We start from the raw sequence: 18,125 nt of genomic DNA on the forward strand, positions 1-18,125 counted from the left end.
CCATGGCCTTCGCGACAGAGGTTCCGGGCTCGGCCCGCGACGGGGAGAACCCGGAGGGGCTCCCCGAGGACGCCCTCGCGCACTCCGAGTTCCGACCCGTCGGCGAGATCGAGCGCACCGGTGTCCCGTTCGAGGTCGTCAGTCCGTACGACCCGGCGGGCGACCAGCCGGCGGCCATCGAGGACCTCGAGCGGCGGGTCAAGGGCGGCGAGCACGACATCGTGCTGCTGGGCGCCACGGGCACCGGCAAGTCGGCGACGGCGGCCTGGCTGATCGAGCGGGTGCAGCGCCCGACGCTGGTGATGGCGCCCAACAAGACGCTGGCGGCCCAGCTGGCCAACGAGCTGCGCGAGCTGCTGCCCAACAACGCGGTCGAGTACTTCGTCTCGTACTACGACTACTACCAGCCCGAGGCGTACATCGCGCAGACCGACACCTACATCGAGAAGGACTCCTCGATCAACGAGGACGTCGAGCGGCTGCGCCACTCCGCGACGTCCAACCTGCTCTCGCGCCGCGACGTCGTCGTGGTCGCGTCGGTGTCGTGCATCTACGGCCTCGGCACGCCGCAGTCCTACCTCGACCGCTCGGTGCAGCTGAACGTCGGCGACGAGCTCGACCGCGACCAGCTGCTGCGCGCGCTGGTCGACGTGCAGTACACCCGCAACGACATGTCGTTCGCCCGCGGCACGTTCCGGGTCCGCGGCGACACCGTGGAGATCATCCCGGCCTACGAGGAGCTCGCGGTCCGCATCGAGTTCTTCGGCGACGAGATCGAGTCGCTCTACTACCTCAACCCGCTCACCGGCGACGTCGTGCGCCAGGTCGACGACGTGCGCATCTTCCCGGCCACCCACTACGTGGCCGGGCCCGAGCGCATGGAGAAGGCGGTCAAGGCGATCGAGGCCGAGCTCGAGGAGCGCCTCGCCGAGCTCGAGCGCCAGGGCAAGATGCTCGAGGCCCAGCGGCTGCGGATGCGCACCACCTACGACATCGAGATGATCCGCCAGGTCGGGTTCTGCTCGGGCATCGAGAACTACTCGCGCCACATCGACGGCCGCGGCCCGGGCACCGCGCCGGCCACGCTGATCGACTACTTCCCGCAGGACTTCCTGCTGGTCATCGACGAGTCGCACGTGACCGTGCCGCAGATCGGCGGCATGTACGAGGGCGACATGTCGCGCAAGCGCAACCTCGTCGAGTACGGGTTCCGCCTGCCCTCGGCCACCGACAACCGCCCGCTGACGTGGGAGGAGTTCGCCGACCGGATCGGCCAGACGGTCTACCTGTCGGCGACACCGGGCGACTACGAGATGCGGATGGCCGGCGGCGAGTTCGTCGAGCAGGTCATCCGGCCCACCGGCCTGGTCGACCCCGAGGTCGTCGTCAAGCCGACCAAGGGCCAGATCGACGACCTCGTGGGCGAGATCCGCACGCGGGTCGACAAGGACGAGCGCGTCCTGGTCACCACGCTGACCAAGAAGATGGCCGAGGACCTCACCGACTACCTGCTCGAGCTCGGCATCAAGGTCCGCTACCTGCACTCCGAGGTCGACACGCTGCGGCGCGTCGAGCTGCTGCGCCAGCTGCGCTCCGGCGAGTACGACGTGCTGGTCGGCATCAACCTGCTGCGCGAGGGCCTCGACCTGCCGGAGGTGTCGCTGGTCGCGATCCTCGACGCCGACAAGGAGGGCTTCCTGCGCAGCGAGCGCTCGCTGATCCAGACGATCGGCCGCGCGGCCCGCAACGTGTCGGGCCAGGTGCACATGTACGCCGACACGGTCACCGACTCGATGCGCTACGCCATCGACGAGACCAACCGGCGCCGCGAGAAGCAGATCGCCTACAACACCGAGCGGGGCGTCGACCCCCAGCCGCTGCGCAAGAACATCGCCGACATCCTCGACCGCGTCTACCGCGAGGCGGAGGACACCGAGGAGTCGGTCGGGGTCGGCGGGTCGGCGCGCAACAGCTCGCGCGGGCGCCGCGCGGCGGGCGAGGCCGGCGGTCGGGGCAGCTCGGGCATCGTCGAGCACCGCGACACCTCGGGCATGGCGCGCGCCGAGCTGGCCGACCTCATCCAGCAGCTCACCGATCAGATGATGGCCGCGGCGCGCGACCTGCAGTTCGAGCTCGCCGGGCGGCTGCGCGACGAGATCGCCGACCTCAAGAAGGAGATGCGGGGGATGGACGCGGCCGGGGTCAGCTGATCGGCCGCCCACTAGGGTCGTCGGGTGCGCGGCATCGCGACCCGGAGCGCGACGATCACGGACCGGGTGCTCGGCTGGGCCACGGTGGTGGCCGGTGTCGTGTACTCCGCGTTCCTGGTGACCCCGTTGCTCGGTACGGCGCTCGACCCAGCCCGCTCGTACGTCAGCGAGCTCGCCGCGCTCGACCAGCCCCACGACCTGGTGTTCCGCACCGTCGACGGCGTCGTGGGCTTGGTCGTGGTCGCCGCCGGGGTGCACGTGGTCCGGGGCGCCCGGGTGCGGGCCGTGCGGTGGGCCGGCGTCGCGCTCGGGCTCTTCGGCGCGGCGACGCTGCTCGACGCGGTCGCGCCGATGGCCTGCGCCCCCTCCGCCGACCCCGCCTGCGCCGCCGCCGAGGCGTCGCGGTCGGCGTTCTCGTTCGGGGTGCACGAGGTGACCAGCGTCGCGGCCAACGGCGCCGCGGTCCTCGCCGTGCTGCTGCTCGCGATCGCGCGGTCCCGCGGGCGTACCGCCGACCAGCCGGCGTCGCCGCTGGAGGGCGCGATGCTGGTCGGGCTCCCGCTGGTCGCGGTGCCGGGGCTGCTGGTCGTCCTCGAGGAGACCGTGGGCCTGGGGCTCGACGGCGTCGTCGGCTACGTCCAGCGGGTCCAGGTCCTGACGCTCTCGGGGGTGCTGGTGACCATCGGGCTCGTCGTGCTGCGAGGGTCGCGGTGGGTCCGGAGGCGCAGGTGAGAGCGCGCACGGTGGTGATCGTGCCCGGACTGGGGTCGACACCGGGGGAGTGGGAAGCCGTCGTGGCGGCGCTTCCCCCGGACGTCGCGGTGATCGTGGTCGATCCGGCCGACGCCCCGCGCCTGCGCTCGCGCGACGACTGGACGCCGGAGGCCGTCGCCGCCCGCCTCGCCGCCCGGGTCGCCCGCGCGGCGCGGCCGCTGCTGCTCGTCGGTCACTCGTCGGGCGGGTTGCAGGTGCAGGCCCTGCTGTACGCCGGTCCCGCCCGGCCCGGTGGGCCGGGCGACTGTGGGGGCGCGCTGCTCGTCGACGCGTCCCACGAGCAGGGGGTGCGGCTCGCGCCCGCTCCGGTCAGCCGCGTGGGCAGGGCCGTCGCGGAGCTGGTCCTGGCGAGCGGGATCGCGACGCTCGTCGGTCCGTGGACCCGCGCGCTCGGCGTGCGGCTGGCCTCGGTGCGGGGGCGCGACCGCATGACACCGGCCGCGGTGCGGGCCTTCGCCTCGCGGGCCTGGGCGGCGTCGACGCTCGACGCATGGTTCGGGCACGGACCGTTGCAGGCCGGCGTGCTGGCCCGGCAGCGGGAGCGGGGCGCGCCGGAGGTCCCGGTGCGCCTGCTGGTCGGCGCCGCGGGCGCCGGCCGCGGACGGGCGCGGTGGGTCGCCCTCCAGCGGGACCTGGCGCGTCGTCTCGGCGCACCCGAGCCGCAGCTGCTCGACGACGCCGGGCACCTGGTGACCATCGATCGCCCGGACGCGATCGCCGACGCCGTGCGGGCGCTGCTCGGCGCCGGCGAGGCCCCCGCGCCGGGTCCGGCGACGGCACGAGCGTGACCGGCGGGGTGGACGGAGAGGTCAGTCGCGCAGGAGCCCGCGCGCGACCCGCAGGTCGGCGACGAAGCCCGCGAACATCTCGTCGCGGTCCTGCCCGCGGGCGGGGTCGGCGCGCAGGATCGCGGACGGGTGGATGGTCGGCACGAGGGCCATGTCGTTCCACGTCCGCGGCTCGCCGCGCTCGGCGGTGATCCGGAACGACGACCCGAGCAGCGCCTTGCCCGCGGTCGCCCCGAGCGTCAGCAGCACCTGCGGCTCGACCAGCGCCAGCTCGGCGTCGAGCCACGGCCGGCAGGCCTTGATGTGGCCGGCCTTCGGGGTCTCGTGGATGCGCCGCTTGCCCTGGTAGCGGAAGTTGAAGTGCTTGACCGCGTTGGTGACGTAGGCGTCGTCGCGCGCGATCCCGGCCTCGTCGAGGGCCTCGTCGAGCAGGCGCCCGGCCGGCCCGACGAACGGCGCCTGCTGCCGGTCCTCCTGGTCGCCGGGCTGCTCGCCGACCATCACCAGGCGCGCCCGCGGCGGGCCGGAGCCGAACACGGTGCCGGTGGTGTCGCGGTACAGCTCGCAGGCGGTGCACCCGGCGGCCCGGGCGCGCAGCGCGTCGAGGTCCGGCGGCAGGTCCGTGGCGGTGTCGGCGGCGTCGCCGAACACGTCGAGCGGCTCGGTCACCGAGCGGGGGTGCCCACTGCCCGGCGCGGAGAACACGCGGCGCGCCGAGTGCCGGACGCGTCCTGTCCGCCACGGTCGCCAGACTGGCCGCCATGGCCATCGGTGTGCAGATCACGTTCGACGCCCACGACACGGCGGGGCAGGCCGCGTTCTGGGCGCTCGCCCTGGACTACGTCCTCCAGCCCCCGCCGCCGGGCTTCGACTCCTGGGAGGCGTTCGCCGAGCAGGTCGGTATCCCGCGCGACCAGTGGGACCGGCTGAACGCGGTGATCGACCCGGAGGGCGTCGGCCCGCGCGTGCTGTTCCAGAAGGTGCCCGAGGACAAGACGGTGAAGAACCGCGTGCACCTCGACGTCAACGTCGGCGGCCTGGCCGAGAACCGTCGCGAGCTCGCGCAGGCGCACCGCGAGAAGCTCGAGGCGGCCGGCGCGCGGTTCGTGCGCGAGGTCGACGAGCCGTCCGGGTGGTGCCTGGTCATGACCGACCCGGAGGGCAACGAGTTCTGTCTGCAGTGACGCCCGGCTCTATGGCGCCCGTCACCGGGCCTGCTTAGGCTGCGGCGGGGTGGTCCGTCGACGTCGAGGAGGTCCTCGTGCCTCATGCTGACGACGGGGTCTGCGCGGTCACGCGCAGCACGGACCTGCGCCAGCACGCACGCCTGCTCCACCAGGCCCACGACGCCCGCCTGTCCGGGAGCCGCCCGACCACGCCGCTGCGGCGGGTCGTGAGCCGGTCCTGGGACCGCGTCCTGTCCTACGGCGTCGCGCCGGACGGGCGCACGCTCGACGACCCCGCGCCGCCGGAGATCGTGGAGCAGCGGCGCGCCGCGTCCCCGATCGCCGGGGTGCTGCCGCAGCTGCGCGCGAGCCTCACCGCGGTGGCCGAGGACGCCGAGCACGTCATGGTGATCACCGCCGCCGACGGGTTCGTGCTCTGGCGCGAGGGTGCGGTGCGCGTGGGCCGCCTCGCCGACTCGCTGGGCTTCCTGCCCGGTGCCGACTGGACCGAGGCGTCGGTCGGCACGAACGCCATCGGCACCGCGCTCGCCGAGCACGCCTCGGTGCAGCTGTTCTCCGCCGAGCACTTCGTCCGCGCCCAGCATCCGTGGACGTGCACGGCGAGCCCGATCCACGACCCGCGCACGGGCGAGATGCTCGGTGTCGTCGACCTGTCCGGGCCCGCCCCGACGGTCCACCCGACGACCGTGGCCCTCGTGCACACGGCGGTCCGCCTCGCCGAGACCGGGCTCTGGGCCGCGCACGAGACCCGCCTCGAGAGCCTGCGGGCGGTGGCGGCGCCGGTGCTCGCCCGCCAGACCGGGCCGGCGCTGGTCGTCGACGACCACGGCTGGGTCGCCGCGGCCACGGGCCTCGCCCCGCGCGACCGGGTCGGCGTGCCCCGGGCCGGCGAGGCGATGCTGATCCACGGGCTCGGCGCCTGCCTGCCCGACCGCGTGCCGGGCGGCTGGCTGCTGCGCCCCTCGGACGCGACGGGCCCGAGCCGGACCCGCCTGCGGCTCGACCTCGCCGCCGACCCGCCCGCGGTGCTGGTCGAGGGCCACGAGGTGTGGCGCCACGCCCTCGGGCGGCGCCACCTGCAGATCGTCGCCCTGCTCATGGCGGCCGGGAGCGCCGGGCTCGACGCGGCCGCGATCAGCCGCGCGCTCTACGACGACGCCGACCACCTCGTCACCGTGCGCGCCGAGCTCTCCCGGCTGCGCCGCGTGCTCGGGGGCCTGCTCGCCGCGCGCCCCTACCGCATCGCGCCGGGCGTCGAGGTCCTCCCGCCGACGGCGGCGGACACCGCGCACCTCTTCGGCGCGCGTGCAACACCCCTGCAACCCTGGCCGTGACCCGGCTCACTCCCGTGTGATGAGGGCCGCCCCATCGGCCGGATGGGTCGAGCCCCCTCCCGGTGTGCTCGTCTACTGCTCCGTCTCCCGCAGGAGGACCCATGAAGGCTGCCCGATTCCACGGCCGCGAGGACGTGCGGATCGAGGACGTCCCGGAGCCGCACCCCGGCCCGGGCCAGGTGCAGGTCGCGGTCGAGTGGTGCGGGATCTGCGGCACCGACCTGCACGAGTTCCTCGACGGCCCGATCTTCACCCCGACGCCCCAGGCGCCGCACCCGTTGACCGGCGGCGCCATCCCGATCACGCTCGGGCACGAGTTCTCCGGCGTCGTCGCGGAGGTCGGCCAGGGCGTGACGGGCGTGTCCGAGGGCGACCGGGTCGTCGTCGAGCCCTACGACGTGTGCGGGACGTGCGTCGCGTGCCGGTCCGGCCGCTACAACATCTGCCGGTCGCTGGGCTTCATCGGTCTCGACGGCGACCAGGGCGGGTTCGCCGAGAAGATGGTCGTCGACCAGCGCTGGGTGCACCCGATCGGCGGCCTGACCGCCGAGCAGGGCGCGCTCATCGAGCCCCTGGCGGTCGGGTACCACGCGACCAAGCTGTCGGGGATCCAGCAGGGACAGACCGCCGCGGTGTTCGGGTCGGGTCCGATCGGGCTGGTCACCGCCGCCGCGCTGCGCGCCAACGGTGCCGGGCAGGTCATCGTCATCGAGCCCGCCGACGCGCGGAAGGCCAAGGCGCCGGGCGCCGGCGCCGACCACGTGCTCGACCCGACCGAGGTCGACGTGCCCGAGGCGATCCGCGAGCTCACCGACGGCGCCGGGGCGGACGTGACGTTCGAGTGCGCCGGGCTCGACCCGGTCCTCGCTCAGGCGGTCGCGTCGACGCGACCCGGCGGGACCTGCATCAACGTCTCGATCTGGGGCCACCCGGCGACGTTCGACGTCAACTCGCTGGTGTTCTCCGAGATCCGGCTGATCGGCTCGCTCGCCTACGCGGGGCGGCACCCCGAGGTCATCGACCTCGTGCGCGACGGCGTCGTCGACGTCGAGCAGTTCATCACCGGCCGCATCGCCCTCGACGACATCGTCGACCAGGGCTTCCGCGAGCTCATCGACCACAAGGAGACCAACGTGAAGATCCTGGTGCACCCGTGACCGCCGCGCAGAACGCCGCCGGGACGCGCGTCGCCGTCGTGACCGGCGCCGGCCGGGGGATCGGTGCCGCGATCGCGCGGCGGCTCGCGGGCGACGGACTCGCGGTGATGGTGTCCGACATCGACGCGGCGACCGCGCAGGGCGTCGCGAAGGAGATCACCGACGCCGGCGGCCAGGCCGCCTCGACCGCCACCGACGTCGCCGACCGCGACGCCGTGTTCGCCCTGGTCGCCGCCACGCGGGAGCGGTTCGGGTCGATCGACGTGATGGTCGCCAACGCGGGCATCGCGCAGGTGAAGACGCTGCTCGAGGTGACGCCCGAGGACCTGCAGCGGATGCTGTCGATCAACGTCGGCGGCGTGATGTGGTGCCTGCAGGCCGCGGCCGAGGCGATGATCGAGCAGGGGCACGGCGGGAAGATCATCAACGCGGCGTCGATCGCCGGGCACCAGGGCTTCGACCACCTCGGGCACTACTCCGCGTCGAAGTTCGCCGTGCGCGCCCTGACCCAGGCCGCGGCCAAGGAGCTCGCGAGCCACCAGATCACCGTCAACGCCTACTGCCCGGGCATCGTCGGCACGACCATGTGGGACGAGATCGACGAGGGGCTCGGCGGCTACCTCGGCACCGGCAAGGGCGAGGCGCTGAAGCAGTACTCGCAGCTCATCGCGCTCGGCCGGGTGCAGACGCCCGAGGACGTCGCGTCGTTCGTCTCCTACCTGGCCAGCCGCGACGCCGACTACATGACCGGGCAGGCAGTGATGATCGACGGCGGGATCGTCATGGTCTGAGCGAGCGGGTGGGGGCGCGCCGGGGCGGGCCCGAGTTGACCATCGGAGTGGCGGGGGTAACATGACCGACGTGCAGGCACCGCGTCGTCGAGAGGTAGTACTTCGGCGCGCCGGGTGAGCCAGGGCCCCGGCGCGCACCGCCGCTCGCCCCGAGGGGGCTCGTAGCGGACACGCCGAGACCTGGCTCGGATCCATCACCCCACCGGATCCCCCAGGAGCCCGTCGTGACCATGCTCGAGCCGGCCCCCACCCGCCGCCTCTCCCGCCTGCCCCGCCCGTTCACCATCCTCACGACCGGCGGCATGACCGGGGTCATGGATCTCGCGTCGGCGCTGTGCTCGTTCGGCTACCGCATCCCCGACTTCTCGGTCGACGTCCACGAGGGCGTCTCGTGCTCGTGCATCCAGTGCACCGTGGCGCTGACCAGCGCCGAGTGCACGGAGTTCGCCGACCGCGTGCGGACGCTCCCGGGCGTCCTGTCGGTCGAGCCGTCCTGCTGAGGACACCCTGCTGAGGACACCCTCCTGAGGACACGGAGCGCAGGCGGAGCCGGACCGTCGCTACAGCGCATAGTGGAGGCGTGAGCGACGACGCCCGGCGCGACCGGGGACCCGACGGGCCCGGCGACTGGACCAATCCCCTCGAGCAGCTGATCGGGCGGCTCGTCGAGGGCTTCGGTGACCTGGGTGGGCTCGGTCAGCAGGACGACGACCCGGGGCGTCCGCAGGGCAGCAGCCGCACGCCCGTCCTCGACCGCTTCGGTCGCGACCTCACCGCCGCGGCGCGCGCCGGGCGCCTCGACCCGGTCGTCGGCCGCGAGCGCGAGGTCGCTGCCGTCCTCGAGATCCTCGGGCGGCGCACCAAGAACAACCCGGTGCTGGTGGGCGACCCGGGCGTCGGCAAGACCGCGATCGTCGAGGGCATCGCGGCCAAGATCGCCGCCGGCACGGTGCCGGGTGCCGCGGGGCGGCGGGTCGTCGCGCTGGACCTCGCCGGGCTCGTCGCGGGCACGAAGTACCGCGGCGAGTTCGAGGAGCGGCTGCGGCGCCTGGTCGACGAGGTCACGGCCACCGAGCGCGCGGTGATCCTCTTCCTCGACGAGGTGCACACGGTCGTCGGGGCGGGCGCCGGGGTCGAGGGCACGATGGACGCCGCCGACATCCTCAAGCCCGCCCTCGCGCGGGGCGAGCTGCAGGTCGTCGGGGCGACGACGCTGGAGGAGTACCGGCGTCACGTCGAGTCCGACCCCGCGCTGGAACGACGTTTCGCCCCGATCACCGTCGACGAGCCGTCGGTGGAGCAGACCGTCGCCATCCTCGACGGGCTGCGCGCCCGCTACGAGGAGCACCACGGCGTGCGGCTCCCCGAGGACGCCCGCCGCGCGGCCGTCGAGCTGACCGCCCGCCACGTCCGCGACCGCTTCCTGCCCGACAAGGCCATCGACGCCCTCGACACCGCGGCCGCGCGCGTCCGGCTGCGTCGGGGCGAGGACCCGGGCGCGTCCGCGACGGTGTCGGTCAGCGACGTCGCCCAGGTGGTCGCCGACCGGACCGGCCTCCCGGTCGCGCACCTCACCGACTCGGAGCGCACGCGCCTGCTCGGCCTCGCCGACCACCTGCGCCGCCGGGTCGTCGGCCAGGACCACGCGCTGGAGGCCGTCACCGACGCCGTGCTCGCGGGGCGGGCGGGCATGGGGCAGCCGGGTCGTCCGGTCGCGTCGTTCCTGTTCGCCGGCCCGACCGGGGTCGGCAAGACCGAGCTCGCCCGCGCGCTGGCCGAGGCGCTGCACGGGTCGGACGAGCGTCTCGTGCGCCTCGACCTCGGCGAGTTCCGCGAGGCCCACACCGTCAGCCGCCTGACCGGCGCGCCGCCCGGCTACGTCGGGCACGACCGGCCCGGCGAGCTCACCGAGGCGCTGCGGCGCACCCCGTCGTGCGTGGTGCTGCTCGACGAGATCGAGAAGGCGCACCCCGACGTGCTCGCCCTGTTGCTCGGGGTCCTCGATGCGGGGCGGCTCACCGACGGGCGCGGGCGCACCGTGTCGTTCGCCGACGCCGTCGTGATCATGACCAGCAACCTCGGCGCCGCCGCCCTGACCGAGGGCCGCGATCCCGACGACGCCCGCGCGAGCGTGCTCGCCGCCCTCGCGCGCGCCCTGCGCCCGGAGTTCCTCGGGCGCGTCGACGAGGTCGTGCTCTTCACCCCGCTCGACAAGGACGCCCGGCGCGCCGTGGTCGAGCTGCTCCTCGACGGGACGCGCGAGCGCCTCGCCGCGCAGGACGTCGGGCTGACCGTCACGCCCGCCGCCGTCGACGTCCTCGTCGCCCGGGGCCACGACCCGGCCCTCGGCGCCCGGCCGATGCGCCGCGCGGTCACCCGGGACGTCGACCGGGCGTTGTCCCGGCGGATCGTGGCCGGGGCGCTGCGCCCGGGCGGGCACGCCACCATCGACGCGCCCGACCCGGACGGCCCGCTGACCGTCGAGGTCAGCGGCTAGCGCTACTCCACGGTCACGCTCTTGGCGAGGTTGCGGGGCTTGTCGATGTCGCGGCCCAGCACCGCGGCGCAGTGGTAGGCCAGCAGCTGCAGCGGCACGCCGAGCAGGATCGGGTCGAGCTCGGGCTCGAGGCGCGGCACGCGCAGCACGGCGTCGGCGAGCCCGTCGGGGAGCTCGGCGTTGGTCACCGCGATCACGGGCCCGCCGCGGGCGCGGATCTGTTCGATGGTGCTGATGTTCTTGGCGAGCAGCTCGTCGTCGGGGACGACCACGACGCACGGCATGGCGGCGTCGACCAGCGCGAGCGGCCCGTGCTTGAGCTCCGCGGCCGCGTACGCCTCGGCGTGCACGTAGGAGATCTCCTTGAGCTTCTGGGCGCCCTCGCGGGCGACGGCCGCCCCGCGGACCCGGCCGAGGTAGAACATCGAGCGCGCGTCGGCGTAGCGCCGCGCCACCTCGGCGACCTGGTCGCTCGACTGCAGCGCGGTCTCCACGGCGTCGGGGAGGCGGCGCAGGCCCTCGACGAGCCGGGCGCCGTGCGCGGAGGAGAGGTCGCGGACGCGGCCCAGCAGCAGCGCGAGCAGCGTGAACGACGTCGCCATCGAGCTGAACGCCTTGGTCGAGGCCACCGAGACCTCGGGCCCGGCGTGCAGGAACATCCCGGCGCCGCACTGCCGCGCGATGGCCGAGCCGATGACGTTGACGACGCCGACGACGCGCCCGCCCTTGCGCTGGAGCTCCTCGACCGCGGCGAGCGTGTCGATGGTCTCGCCGGACTGGCTCACCGCGACGTAGAGCGTCTCGGGGTCGACGAGCGGGTTGCGGTAGCGGAACTCGCTGGCCTGCTCGGCGTCGGCGGGGATGCGGGCGAGCTCCTCGACCAGACCGGCGCCGATCTGCCCGGCGTAGAGCGCGGATCCGCAGCCCAGGAACGTCACGCGGCGGATGCCGCGCAGCTCGCGGGGGTCGAGGCGCAGGCCGTCGAGGCGCGCGGTGGCGAAGCGGGTGTCGAGGCGTCCGGCCAGCACGCGCCGCAGGGCCGCGGGCTGCTCGTGGATCTCCTTGGAGAGGAAGTCCTCGTGCCCGTCGAGCTCGTAGTCGGCGTCGTCGACGTCGACCGTGGTGGGCGGGCCGAGCCGGGAGCCCTCGTAGCCGGCGGCGGTCAGCGTCGCGAGCTCGCCGTCGGCGAGGAAGACGACCTGGCGGGTGTGCCGGACCAGCGCGGCGACGTCGGAGGCGACGAACATCTCGCCGTCGCCGAGGCCGAGCACGATCGGGCTGCCGTTGCGGGCGACGACGAGCTCGTCGGGGTTGCGGGCGTCGAGCACGACGAGCCCGTAGGTGCCCTCGACGACGCGCAGGGTCTCGCGGACGGCCTCCTCGAGCGAGCTCGACCCGCCGTCCAGGGCGCGGGCGACGAGGTGGGGGAGGACCTCGGTGTCGGTGTCGGACTTCAGCACGACGCCGTCGGCGACGAGCTTGGCGCGCAGCTCGTCGGCGTTCTCGAGGATGCCGTTGTGCACGACGGCGATGCGTCCGGACGCGTCGGTGTGCGGGTGGGCGTTGCGCTCGCTCGGCTCGCCGTGGGTGGCCCAGCGGGTGTGCGCGATGCCGGTGCGCCCGGGCTGCTCGTCCTCACCGACCGCGGCGCGCAGGTCGTCGACGCGGCCGGCGGAGCGGGTGATGCGCAGCGCCTTGCGGTGCGCGACGGCCAGGCCGGCCGAGTCGTAGCCGCGGTACTCGAGCCGCGCGAGCCCGTCCACCAGGATCTTCGTCGCCGGTCTCTGGCCGACGTACCCCACGATGCCGCACATGATCTTCCCCCTCTATCCGTAGACCATCCGTCGCAGGCGCCGCTCGCTGACCTCGCCGGGCGCGACCGGGCGGTGCGCGAGCTCGTCGGCGATCACCGTCCAGATCTCGGCGTTGCGACGGTCGCGGGCCTGCAGCTCCCGGTGCCGCCGGCGCACGAACTCCTCGGTGGTCTCCGAGTAGTAGGCGACGACGTCGGCCACCACGCGCGCGGCGACCTCTCCGGGAAGACCCGTCGAGGCGGCGACGTGGCGCACCAGCTCGGGGTCCATATCGATACAGAATGCCGGATCGGGCTCGTCGGGGCCAGTTCCCTGCCCGATACCGGGCAGGAAAGGGTCACGCGACGAGCTCCTCGGGTGGGGAGCGGCCCCACCACGCACGGGAGCGGCCCGGATCGACGGCTCGCCCGTGTCGACCGGCACGGTCGGCCGGCGCCGTCCGGGTCAGCTGGTGATGTCCTTGCGGCGGAACCACCAGACCGCCGTGGCGCCGAAGGCGATGCACCAGACCAGGGCCGAGAGCACGCCGCGGGCAAGGTCGGTGCCGTCGACGTCGAGGGTGAGCAGGTCGGCGAAGGCGAACACCTCGTGGGTGGGCAGGAGGTTGCGCAGGCTGCCCAGCGCGTCGACCGTGTCGAGGATCTGGGACAGGATCGACACGAGCACCGCGCCGCCGACCGCGCCGAGCGGGGCGTCGGTCACCACCGAGAGCAGGGTGGCCACGCCCGCCACCCAGAGCAGGTGGATCGCCAGGTACGCGACCGCGAGCAGGATGCGCACGAGCGCCGCGCCGTAGGGCAGGGACTCCCCGGTGGGGGAGAGGTAGTCGCCCGCCCCGTAGACGGCGGTGCCCAGCAGGACGGCCACCGCGGGCAGCACGACGAGCGTCGCGAGCGAGAGCAGCGCGGCGACGACGGCCTTCTGGCGCAGCAGGCGCACGCGGGGCACCGGGATCGCGAGCAGGTAGCGCAGCGACGACCACGAGGCCTCGCTGGCGACCGTGTCGCCGAAGAACAGCGCCACGACCACGACGAACAGGAAGCTCGCCGAGGAGAACAGCGCGAAGACCGCGAAGTTCGGCCCCGAGGCCTGGGCGAGGTCGGTGAGGCTGGTGGCGGCCGCGCCGGGGGTCGGGTCGTCGCCGACCGAGAAGGCGATCCAGAGGATCACCGGCAGGAGCGCGAACAGCGCCAGCGTCACCTGCGTGCGCCGGCGCCGCCACTGGCGCAGCAGTTCGACACGCACCGGCAGGGTGTGGGTGCCGTCGAGGGTGGTGGTCACGGGCGCGGGCCCTCCTCACCGATCAGCGCGAGGAACGCGTCCTCGAGGCGGCGCCGGGGGCCGACCCCGCGCACGTCGAACCCGGACTCCACCAGCGAGCGCACGACGTCGGCGCGGTCGACGTCACCGAGGTCGACCAGCACGACCTCGGTGTCCGATGCGTCGGCCTCGACCCCGCGCACCCCGTTGCGCCCGCGCAGCACGGACACGGCCTCGTCGCGGCGACCGGCGTCGACGTTGACCGCGACCTGCCCGCCCGCGACCAGCTCGGCGACCTCGCCGGTCGCGACGACCTCGCCGCGGTGCATGACGACCACGTGGTCGCAGGTCTGCTCGACCTCGGCGAGCAGGTGGCTGGACACGAGCACGGTCCGCTGCCCATCGCGGGCGTACGACCGCAGCACCTCCCGCATCGCGTGGATCTGCGGCGGGTCGAGGCCGTTGGTGGGCTCGTCGAGCACGAGGAGGTCGGGGAGCCCGAGCATGGCCTGGGCGATGGCGAGGCGCTGGCGCATGCCCTGGCTGTAGGTGCGGACGGCCCGGTCGACGGCGCCGCCCAGACCGGCGATCTCCAGGGTCTCCTCGAGGTGCGCGTCCGCGCGCGGGCGTCCGGTCGCGGCCCAGTAGAGCTCGAGGTTGTCGCGCCCGGTGAGGTGCGGCAGGAACCCCGCCCCCTCGACGAACGCGCCGACGCGGCTCAGCACCGGCGCGCCCGCCACCACCCGGCGCCCGAAGATGCGCAGCTCGCCCGCCGTCGGGGCGATCAGACCCAGCAGCATGCGCAGCGTCGTCGTCTTGCCGGCTCCGTTCGGCCCGAGCAGGCCCAGGACCTGGCCGCGTCCGACGGTGAACGAGACGTCGTCGACGGCGACGAGCCCGCTGGGCCACCACTTGGACAGCCCGCGGACCACCAGCGGCGTGTCGGCCAGCCCTTCCTCGAGGGCGAGCGCGCCGCCGGGCTCGAGGTCGCGGCGGCGCCGGCGCACCGCGAGGACCCGCGCCACCAGCCACGCGACGAGCACGCCGAGCAGCAGCACGCCGGCCGCGATCAGCGGGGCGAGGGGCACCGAGGTCCCGCTGCGCACGTCGCCGGGCACCGTCGGCACCGACAGCGACGCGTCCCCGGCGAGCCCGATGCGGTGCACGGCGGGCGCGGTGGCCGCGGAGTAGGCCTGGTCGGTGGTGGACAGGACGACCTCGAGGCGGTGGCCCGCGGCGAGTGTGGCCACCACGGCGGGGAGGCTGACCGTCACCTCGCCGGGCGTGGGGCCCGGCGCGGGCAGGCGCACCGGCGAGACCGCGTTGCCCAGCAGCGTGCGGGTGCCCGGCGCGCCGTCCCCGGCGGCCACGTCGTAGACCTTGGCGAACAGCACCGGCTCGCCCGTGGGCCGCCCGGGCACCGACGAGACCGTCACGCGGACCTGCGGGGCCCCGGCGACCACCGTGCGGGCGGGCAGCGGGTCGCTCGAGAACCGCGCCGACTGGCCGGGCAGGTCGGACGCGAGCCGGCCGAGCAGCGCGCTCGCACCCCCCGCGCCGCCCCCACCGGCGCCGCCGCCGGAACCGCCGCCACCACCGGAGCCGCCGCCACCACCGGAGCCGCCGCCCGTGTCGCTCTCGGAGTCCTCGTCGTCCCCCGACCCGCCGGCCGCGCCCCCGGCGAGCCCGGCGAGACCGGGCACCGACGAGATCGCGGCGGGCGCCCCGCCGGCCGGGGCGACGACGTCCTGCGGGTCGCCCCGCAGCGCCAGCGGCGTGCGCACCGCGCCGCCGGACCCGTCGAGACCGGGGTAGACGCTGGCGGTGATCGTGCGCTGGGTCGGCGCGCTGCGCGCCTGCACCCCGGAGGGCACGACGTAGGTGAACGCGGTGCCCGGGTCGGGCGCGGTGCCGGCGAGGTGGTGGTCGAACCACGCCTGCATGCGCTCGGTGGTGCGCCGGTCGGGCTCCCCGCCGTCGTGGCCGCCGGCGAACCAGCTCACCGCCACCGTGCCCCCGCCCGCGGCGATCTGGCGGGCCGTGGCGTCGGCCTGGTCGAGGCCGAAGAGGGTGTCCCGCTCGCCCTGGACCAGCAGGGTCGGCGCGGTGATGCGGCCGGCGACGCTGGCCGGCGAGGCGCGGGTGAAGAAGCTCGCCAGGTCGGCGGGCTCGCGGCCGGTGGTGATGGCCGCGACGTAGCCCGCGCACACCTCGGGCAGGAACCGCCCGCACACCTGCGGCGCGGCCTGCTCCTGGCCGGGCGCCGGGCGGGACCCGCTGCCGAAGAACAGCGAGGCCCACGCCCGCTTGAACACGCCGTCGCCCTCGGCGGCGCTCGCCGCGGGCGTGGACGCGGGCGCCGGGCCGGCCCGGTCGGGGAAGAGAGCCTGGCCGAGGTCGTTCCAGGTGATGATCGGGATGGTGGCGTCGACGCGGCGGTCGTAGCCCGCGAGCAGCAGCGCGAGCGCCCCGCCGTAGGACGCCCCGGTCACGCCGACGCGCGGGTCGCCGAGCGCGTCCTGGCGGACCTCGGGACGGGCGGCGAGCCAGTCGACGAGCTGCTGGGCGTCGGCGACCTCGTACTCGGGGGAGTTCAACGCGATCTGGCCGGTGCTCGCGCCGAACCCGCGCGCCGACCACGCCAGCGCGACGTAGCCCCGCTCGGCCCAGGTGCGTGCCTCGTCCGCAACGGTCTGCTTGCTCCCGCCGAAGCCGTGCGCGACGAGCACCGCGGGCGCCGGGCCCGCCGCCGCCGGCAGCCAGAGCGTGGCGTCGAGGCTCTGCGGCTGGTCGCGCGCCGGGCCGTCGCGCACGTCGATGCGGACGTCCTCGCTGCGCACTCCACCTCCCGAGCCACCGGGAGCCGGAGCGGCGGCGACCGTCGAGAGCCCGAGCAGTCCGACGGCGAGCACGACCCCGAGGACCCGGAGCGGGCGGCTGATCACCCGCGCACGTTAACCCTCACGGTCTGTGTCCGTCGTGAGCAACCGGTCCGGGTGCGCAGCGACACCCGGGGCGCTGTCGCGCTGAGTTCACGTGGGTGCCACACTCGGTGGCGGAGGGGAGTATCCCCGCGCGTCGGCCTCGTCAACACGGCCGCCGGGCCGGTCGCCAGACCGGAGCCGGTGCCCGGGGCCGGTGGTCGCCCGGCCGGATCGGCCAGCAGGGCGGCGGGAGAGACCTCCGGTTCGCACGTCTGTCCTGACGTCGCCGGAGATGGAGACCCCTCGCCATGTACGTGCCCTTCTGGGTCTGGGCCGCGACCATCGTGGGCCTGCTCGCCGTCCTCGCCCTCGACCTGGCGATCGTCGGCCGACGGCCCCACGAGGTCGGCGTCCGCGAGGCCGCCCGCTGGGTCGGCGTCTACATCGGGCTCGCCGCGCTGTTCGCGGTCGGCCTGTTCCTCGTCGCCGGACGGGACCCCGCCACCGCGTTCGTGGCCGGGTACATCACCGAGTACTCGCTCTCGGTCGACAACCTCTTCGTGTTCCTGCTGATCATGAGCGCGTTCGCGGTGCCGAAGGTCCACCAGCACCGCGTGCTGCTCTTCGGCATCCTCATCGCGCTCGTGCTGCGCGGCGCCTTCATCCTCGCCGGCGCCGCGGTCATCGAGCGCTTCAGCTGGGTGTTCTACCTGTTCGGCGCGTTCCTCGTCCTCACCGCGATCAAGGTCGTGATGGAGGGCGACGGGGACGAGGAGTTCCGGGAGAACGCCGCGCTGCGCCTCGTGCGCCGCGTGCTGCCGGTGACCGACGACTTCGTCGGTTCGCGCTCGGTCATCCGCCGCCGCGACGGCCGGGGCAAGCTGCGGTGGTTCGTCACGCCGATGCTCATGGTGATGATCGCGATCGGGATGACCGACCTGCTGTTCGCGCTCGACTCGATCCCCGCGATCTTCGGGCTCACCCGTGACCCCTACATCGTGTTCACCGCGAACATGTTCGCGCTGATGGGTCTGCGGCAGCTCTACTTCCTGCTCGGCGGGCTGCTCACGAAGCTCGTCTACCTGTCGTACGGGCTCGGCGTGATCCTGGCGTTCATCGGCGTCAAGCTCGTGCTCGAGGCCCTGCACACCAACACCGTGCCGTTCGTCAACGGCGGCGAGCCCCTGGGCGTCCCGACGATCGGGATCGAGCTCTCCCTCGGCGTGATCGTCGGTGTGCTGCTGCTCACCACGGTCGCGAGCCTGGTCAAGGTGCGGTTCTTCCCGGGTACCGAGCACGCCCCCGACCAGGGCGGGGACACCGGGGCCGACCACGAGACGGCGTCGTCCGGCGCCTCGCGGTCGTCCGGGTCCTGATCCCCGACCCGCC

General features: G+C 74.4%; 15 protein-coding genes. 10 read left to right on the forward strand and 5 right to left on the reverse strand.

Annotation, left to right across the window (positions count from 1 at the left end; all coding sequences use genetic code 11):
- The first annotated feature begins 2 nt into the window (after nucleotides 1-2).
- From uvrB to PHK61_RS02360, 3 genes are read left to right on the forward strand one after another with little or no spacing between them, the layout of a single operon-like run.
- A complete protein-coding gene (uvrB, locus tag PHK61_RS02350; RefSeq protein WP_274279347.1) occupies nucleotides 3-2,210 on the forward strand; it encodes an excinuclease ABC subunit UvrB in 2,208 nt (735 codons plus the stop codon).
- 24 nt (nucleotides 2,211-2,234) lie between these two features.
- A complete protein-coding gene (locus PHK61_RS02355; protein ID WP_274279348.1) occupies nucleotides 2,235-2,942 on the forward strand; it encodes a DUF998 domain-containing protein in 708 nt (235 codons plus the stop codon).
- Nucleotides 2,943-2,962: 20 nt separating this feature from the next.
- A complete protein-coding gene (locus tag PHK61_RS02360; protein ID WP_274279349.1) occupies nucleotides 2,963-3,772 on the forward strand; it encodes an alpha/beta fold hydrolase in 810 nt (269 codons plus the stop codon).
- A gap of 21 nt (nucleotides 3,773-3,793) precedes the next feature.
- Here the strand turns inward: PHK61_RS02360 and PHK61_RS02365 are convergent, their stop codons facing one another.
- Nucleotides 3,794-4,441: a UdgX family uracil-DNA binding protein gene (locus PHK61_RS02365; protein ID WP_274279350.1), complete on the reverse strand. Its 648-nt coding sequence runs from the start codon at nucleotides 4,439-4,441 to the stop codon at nucleotides 3,794-3,796.
- 92 nt (nucleotides 4,442-4,533) lie between these two features.
- On the opposite strand from PHK61_RS02365, the gene PHK61_RS02370 reads away from it, so the two are divergent.
- The 6 genes from PHK61_RS02370 to PHK61_RS02395 all read left to right on the forward strand — a co-directional run bounded on the left by PHK61_RS02370 (nucleotide 4,534) and on the right by PHK61_RS02395 (nucleotide 10,738).
- Nucleotides 4,534-4,956 (forward strand): VOC family protein, encoded by a 423-nt coding sequence (locus PHK61_RS02370; protein ID WP_274279351.1) that lies wholly within the window; start codon nucleotides 4,534-4,536, stop codon nucleotides 4,954-4,956.
- A 77-nt stretch (nucleotides 4,957-5,033) separates the two neighbouring features.
- Nucleotides 5,034-6,293: a GAF domain-containing protein gene (locus PHK61_RS02375; protein ID WP_274279352.1), complete on the forward strand. Its 1,260-nt coding sequence runs from the start codon at nucleotides 5,034-5,036 to the stop codon at nucleotides 6,291-6,293.
- 101 nt (nucleotides 6,294-6,394) lie between these two features.
- Nucleotides 6,395-7,450 carry a 2,3-butanediol dehydrogenase gene (locus PHK61_RS02380; RefSeq protein ID WP_274279353.1) on the forward strand — a complete coding sequence of 352 codons (1,056 nt, stop codon included), beginning with the start codon at nucleotides 6,395-6,397 and terminating at the stop codon, nucleotides 7,448-7,450.
- Nucleotides 7,447-8,241 (forward strand): acetoin reductase, encoded by a 795-nt coding sequence (locus tag PHK61_RS02385; protein WP_274279354.1) that lies wholly within the window; start codon nucleotides 7,447-7,449, stop codon nucleotides 8,239-8,241. Before PHK61_RS02380 ends, PHK61_RS02385 begins: the two co-directional genes overlap by 4 nt.
- A gap of 224 nt (nucleotides 8,242-8,465) precedes the next feature.
- A complete protein-coding gene (locus PHK61_RS02390) occupies nucleotides 8,466-8,741 on the forward strand; it encodes a hypothetical protein (protein ID WP_274279355.1) in 276 nt (91 codons plus the stop codon).
- A gap of 80 nt (nucleotides 8,742-8,821) precedes the next feature.
- The gene (locus PHK61_RS02395; RefSeq protein ID WP_274279356.1) at nucleotides 8,822-10,738 is read left to right on the forward strand and encodes an ATP-dependent Clp protease ATP-binding subunit; all 1,917 of its coding nucleotides are present in this window, start codon (nucleotides 8,822-8,824) and stop codon (nucleotides 10,736-10,738) included.
- A gap of 2 nt (nucleotides 10,739-10,740) precedes the next feature.
- Here PHK61_RS02395 and glmS read toward each other — a convergent pair whose 3' ends face one another.
- The 4 genes from glmS to PHK61_RS02415 form a co-directional block, all read right to left on the reverse strand.
- Complete coding sequence (glmS, locus tag PHK61_RS02400; RefSeq protein ID WP_274279357.1) at nucleotides 10,741-12,552, reverse strand: glutamine--fructose-6-phosphate transaminase (isomerizing); 1,812 nt, start codon at nucleotides 12,550-12,552, stop codon at nucleotides 10,741-10,743.
- 12 nt (nucleotides 12,553-12,564) lie between these two features.
- Entirely contained in the window at nucleotides 12,565-12,822 is a 258-nt protein-coding gene (locus tag PHK61_RS02405; RefSeq protein WP_274279358.1) for a hypothetical protein, read from the reverse strand.
- A gap of 174 nt (nucleotides 12,823-12,996) precedes the next feature.
- Nucleotides 12,997-13,833 carry an ABC transporter permease gene (locus PHK61_RS02410; protein ID WP_274279359.1) on the reverse strand — a complete coding sequence of 279 codons (837 nt, stop codon included), beginning with the start codon at nucleotides 13,831-13,833 and terminating at the stop codon, nucleotides 12,997-12,999.
- Entirely contained in the window at nucleotides 13,830-16,757 is a 2,928-nt protein-coding gene (locus PHK61_RS02415; RefSeq protein WP_274279360.1) for an alpha/beta fold hydrolase, read from the reverse strand. Before PHK61_RS02415 ends, PHK61_RS02410 begins: the two co-directional genes overlap by 4 nt.
- A gap of 287 nt (nucleotides 16,758-17,044) precedes the next feature.
- Here PHK61_RS02415 and PHK61_RS02420 point away from each other — a divergent pair, with 287 nt between their 5' ends.
- Nucleotides 17,045-18,112 (forward strand): TerC family protein, encoded by a 1,068-nt coding sequence (locus PHK61_RS02420; RefSeq protein ID WP_274279361.1) that lies wholly within the window; start codon nucleotides 17,045-17,047, stop codon nucleotides 18,110-18,112.
- Nucleotides 18,113-18,125: the final 13 nt, after the last annotated feature.

This window comes from Actinomycetospora lutea (genome assembly GCF_028737205.1).
Classification (GTDB): Bacteria; Actinomycetota; Actinomycetes; order Mycobacteriales; family Pseudonocardiaceae; genus Actinomycetospora; species Actinomycetospora lutea.

What these genes read in the sequence shown, in the direction of transcription:
- uvrB (WP_274279347.1), top strand. Translation starts at nt 3, where the DNA reads ATGGCCTTCGCGACAGAGGTTCCGGGCTCGGCCCGCGACGGGGAGAAC.
- PHK61_RS02370 (WP_274279351.1), top strand. Translation starts at nt 4,534, where the DNA reads ATGGCCATCGGTGTGCAGATCACGTTCGACGCCCACGACACGGCGGGG.
- PHK61_RS02380 (WP_274279353.1), top strand. Translation starts at nt 6,395, where the DNA reads ATGAAGGCTGCCCGATTCCACGGCCGCGAGGACGTGCGGATCGAGGAC.
- glmS (WP_274279357.1), bottom strand. Translation starts at nt 12,552, where the DNA reads ATGTGCGGCATCGTGGGGTACGTCGGCCAGAGACCGGCGACGAAGATC.
- PHK61_RS02405 (WP_274279358.1), bottom strand. Translation starts at nt 12,822, where the DNA reads ATGGACCCCGAGCTGGTGCGCCACGTCGCCGCCTCGACGGGTCTTCCC.
- PHK61_RS02420 (WP_274279361.1), top strand. Translation starts at nt 17,045, where the DNA reads ATGTACGTGCCCTTCTGGGTCTGGGCCGCGACCATCGTGGGCCTGCTC.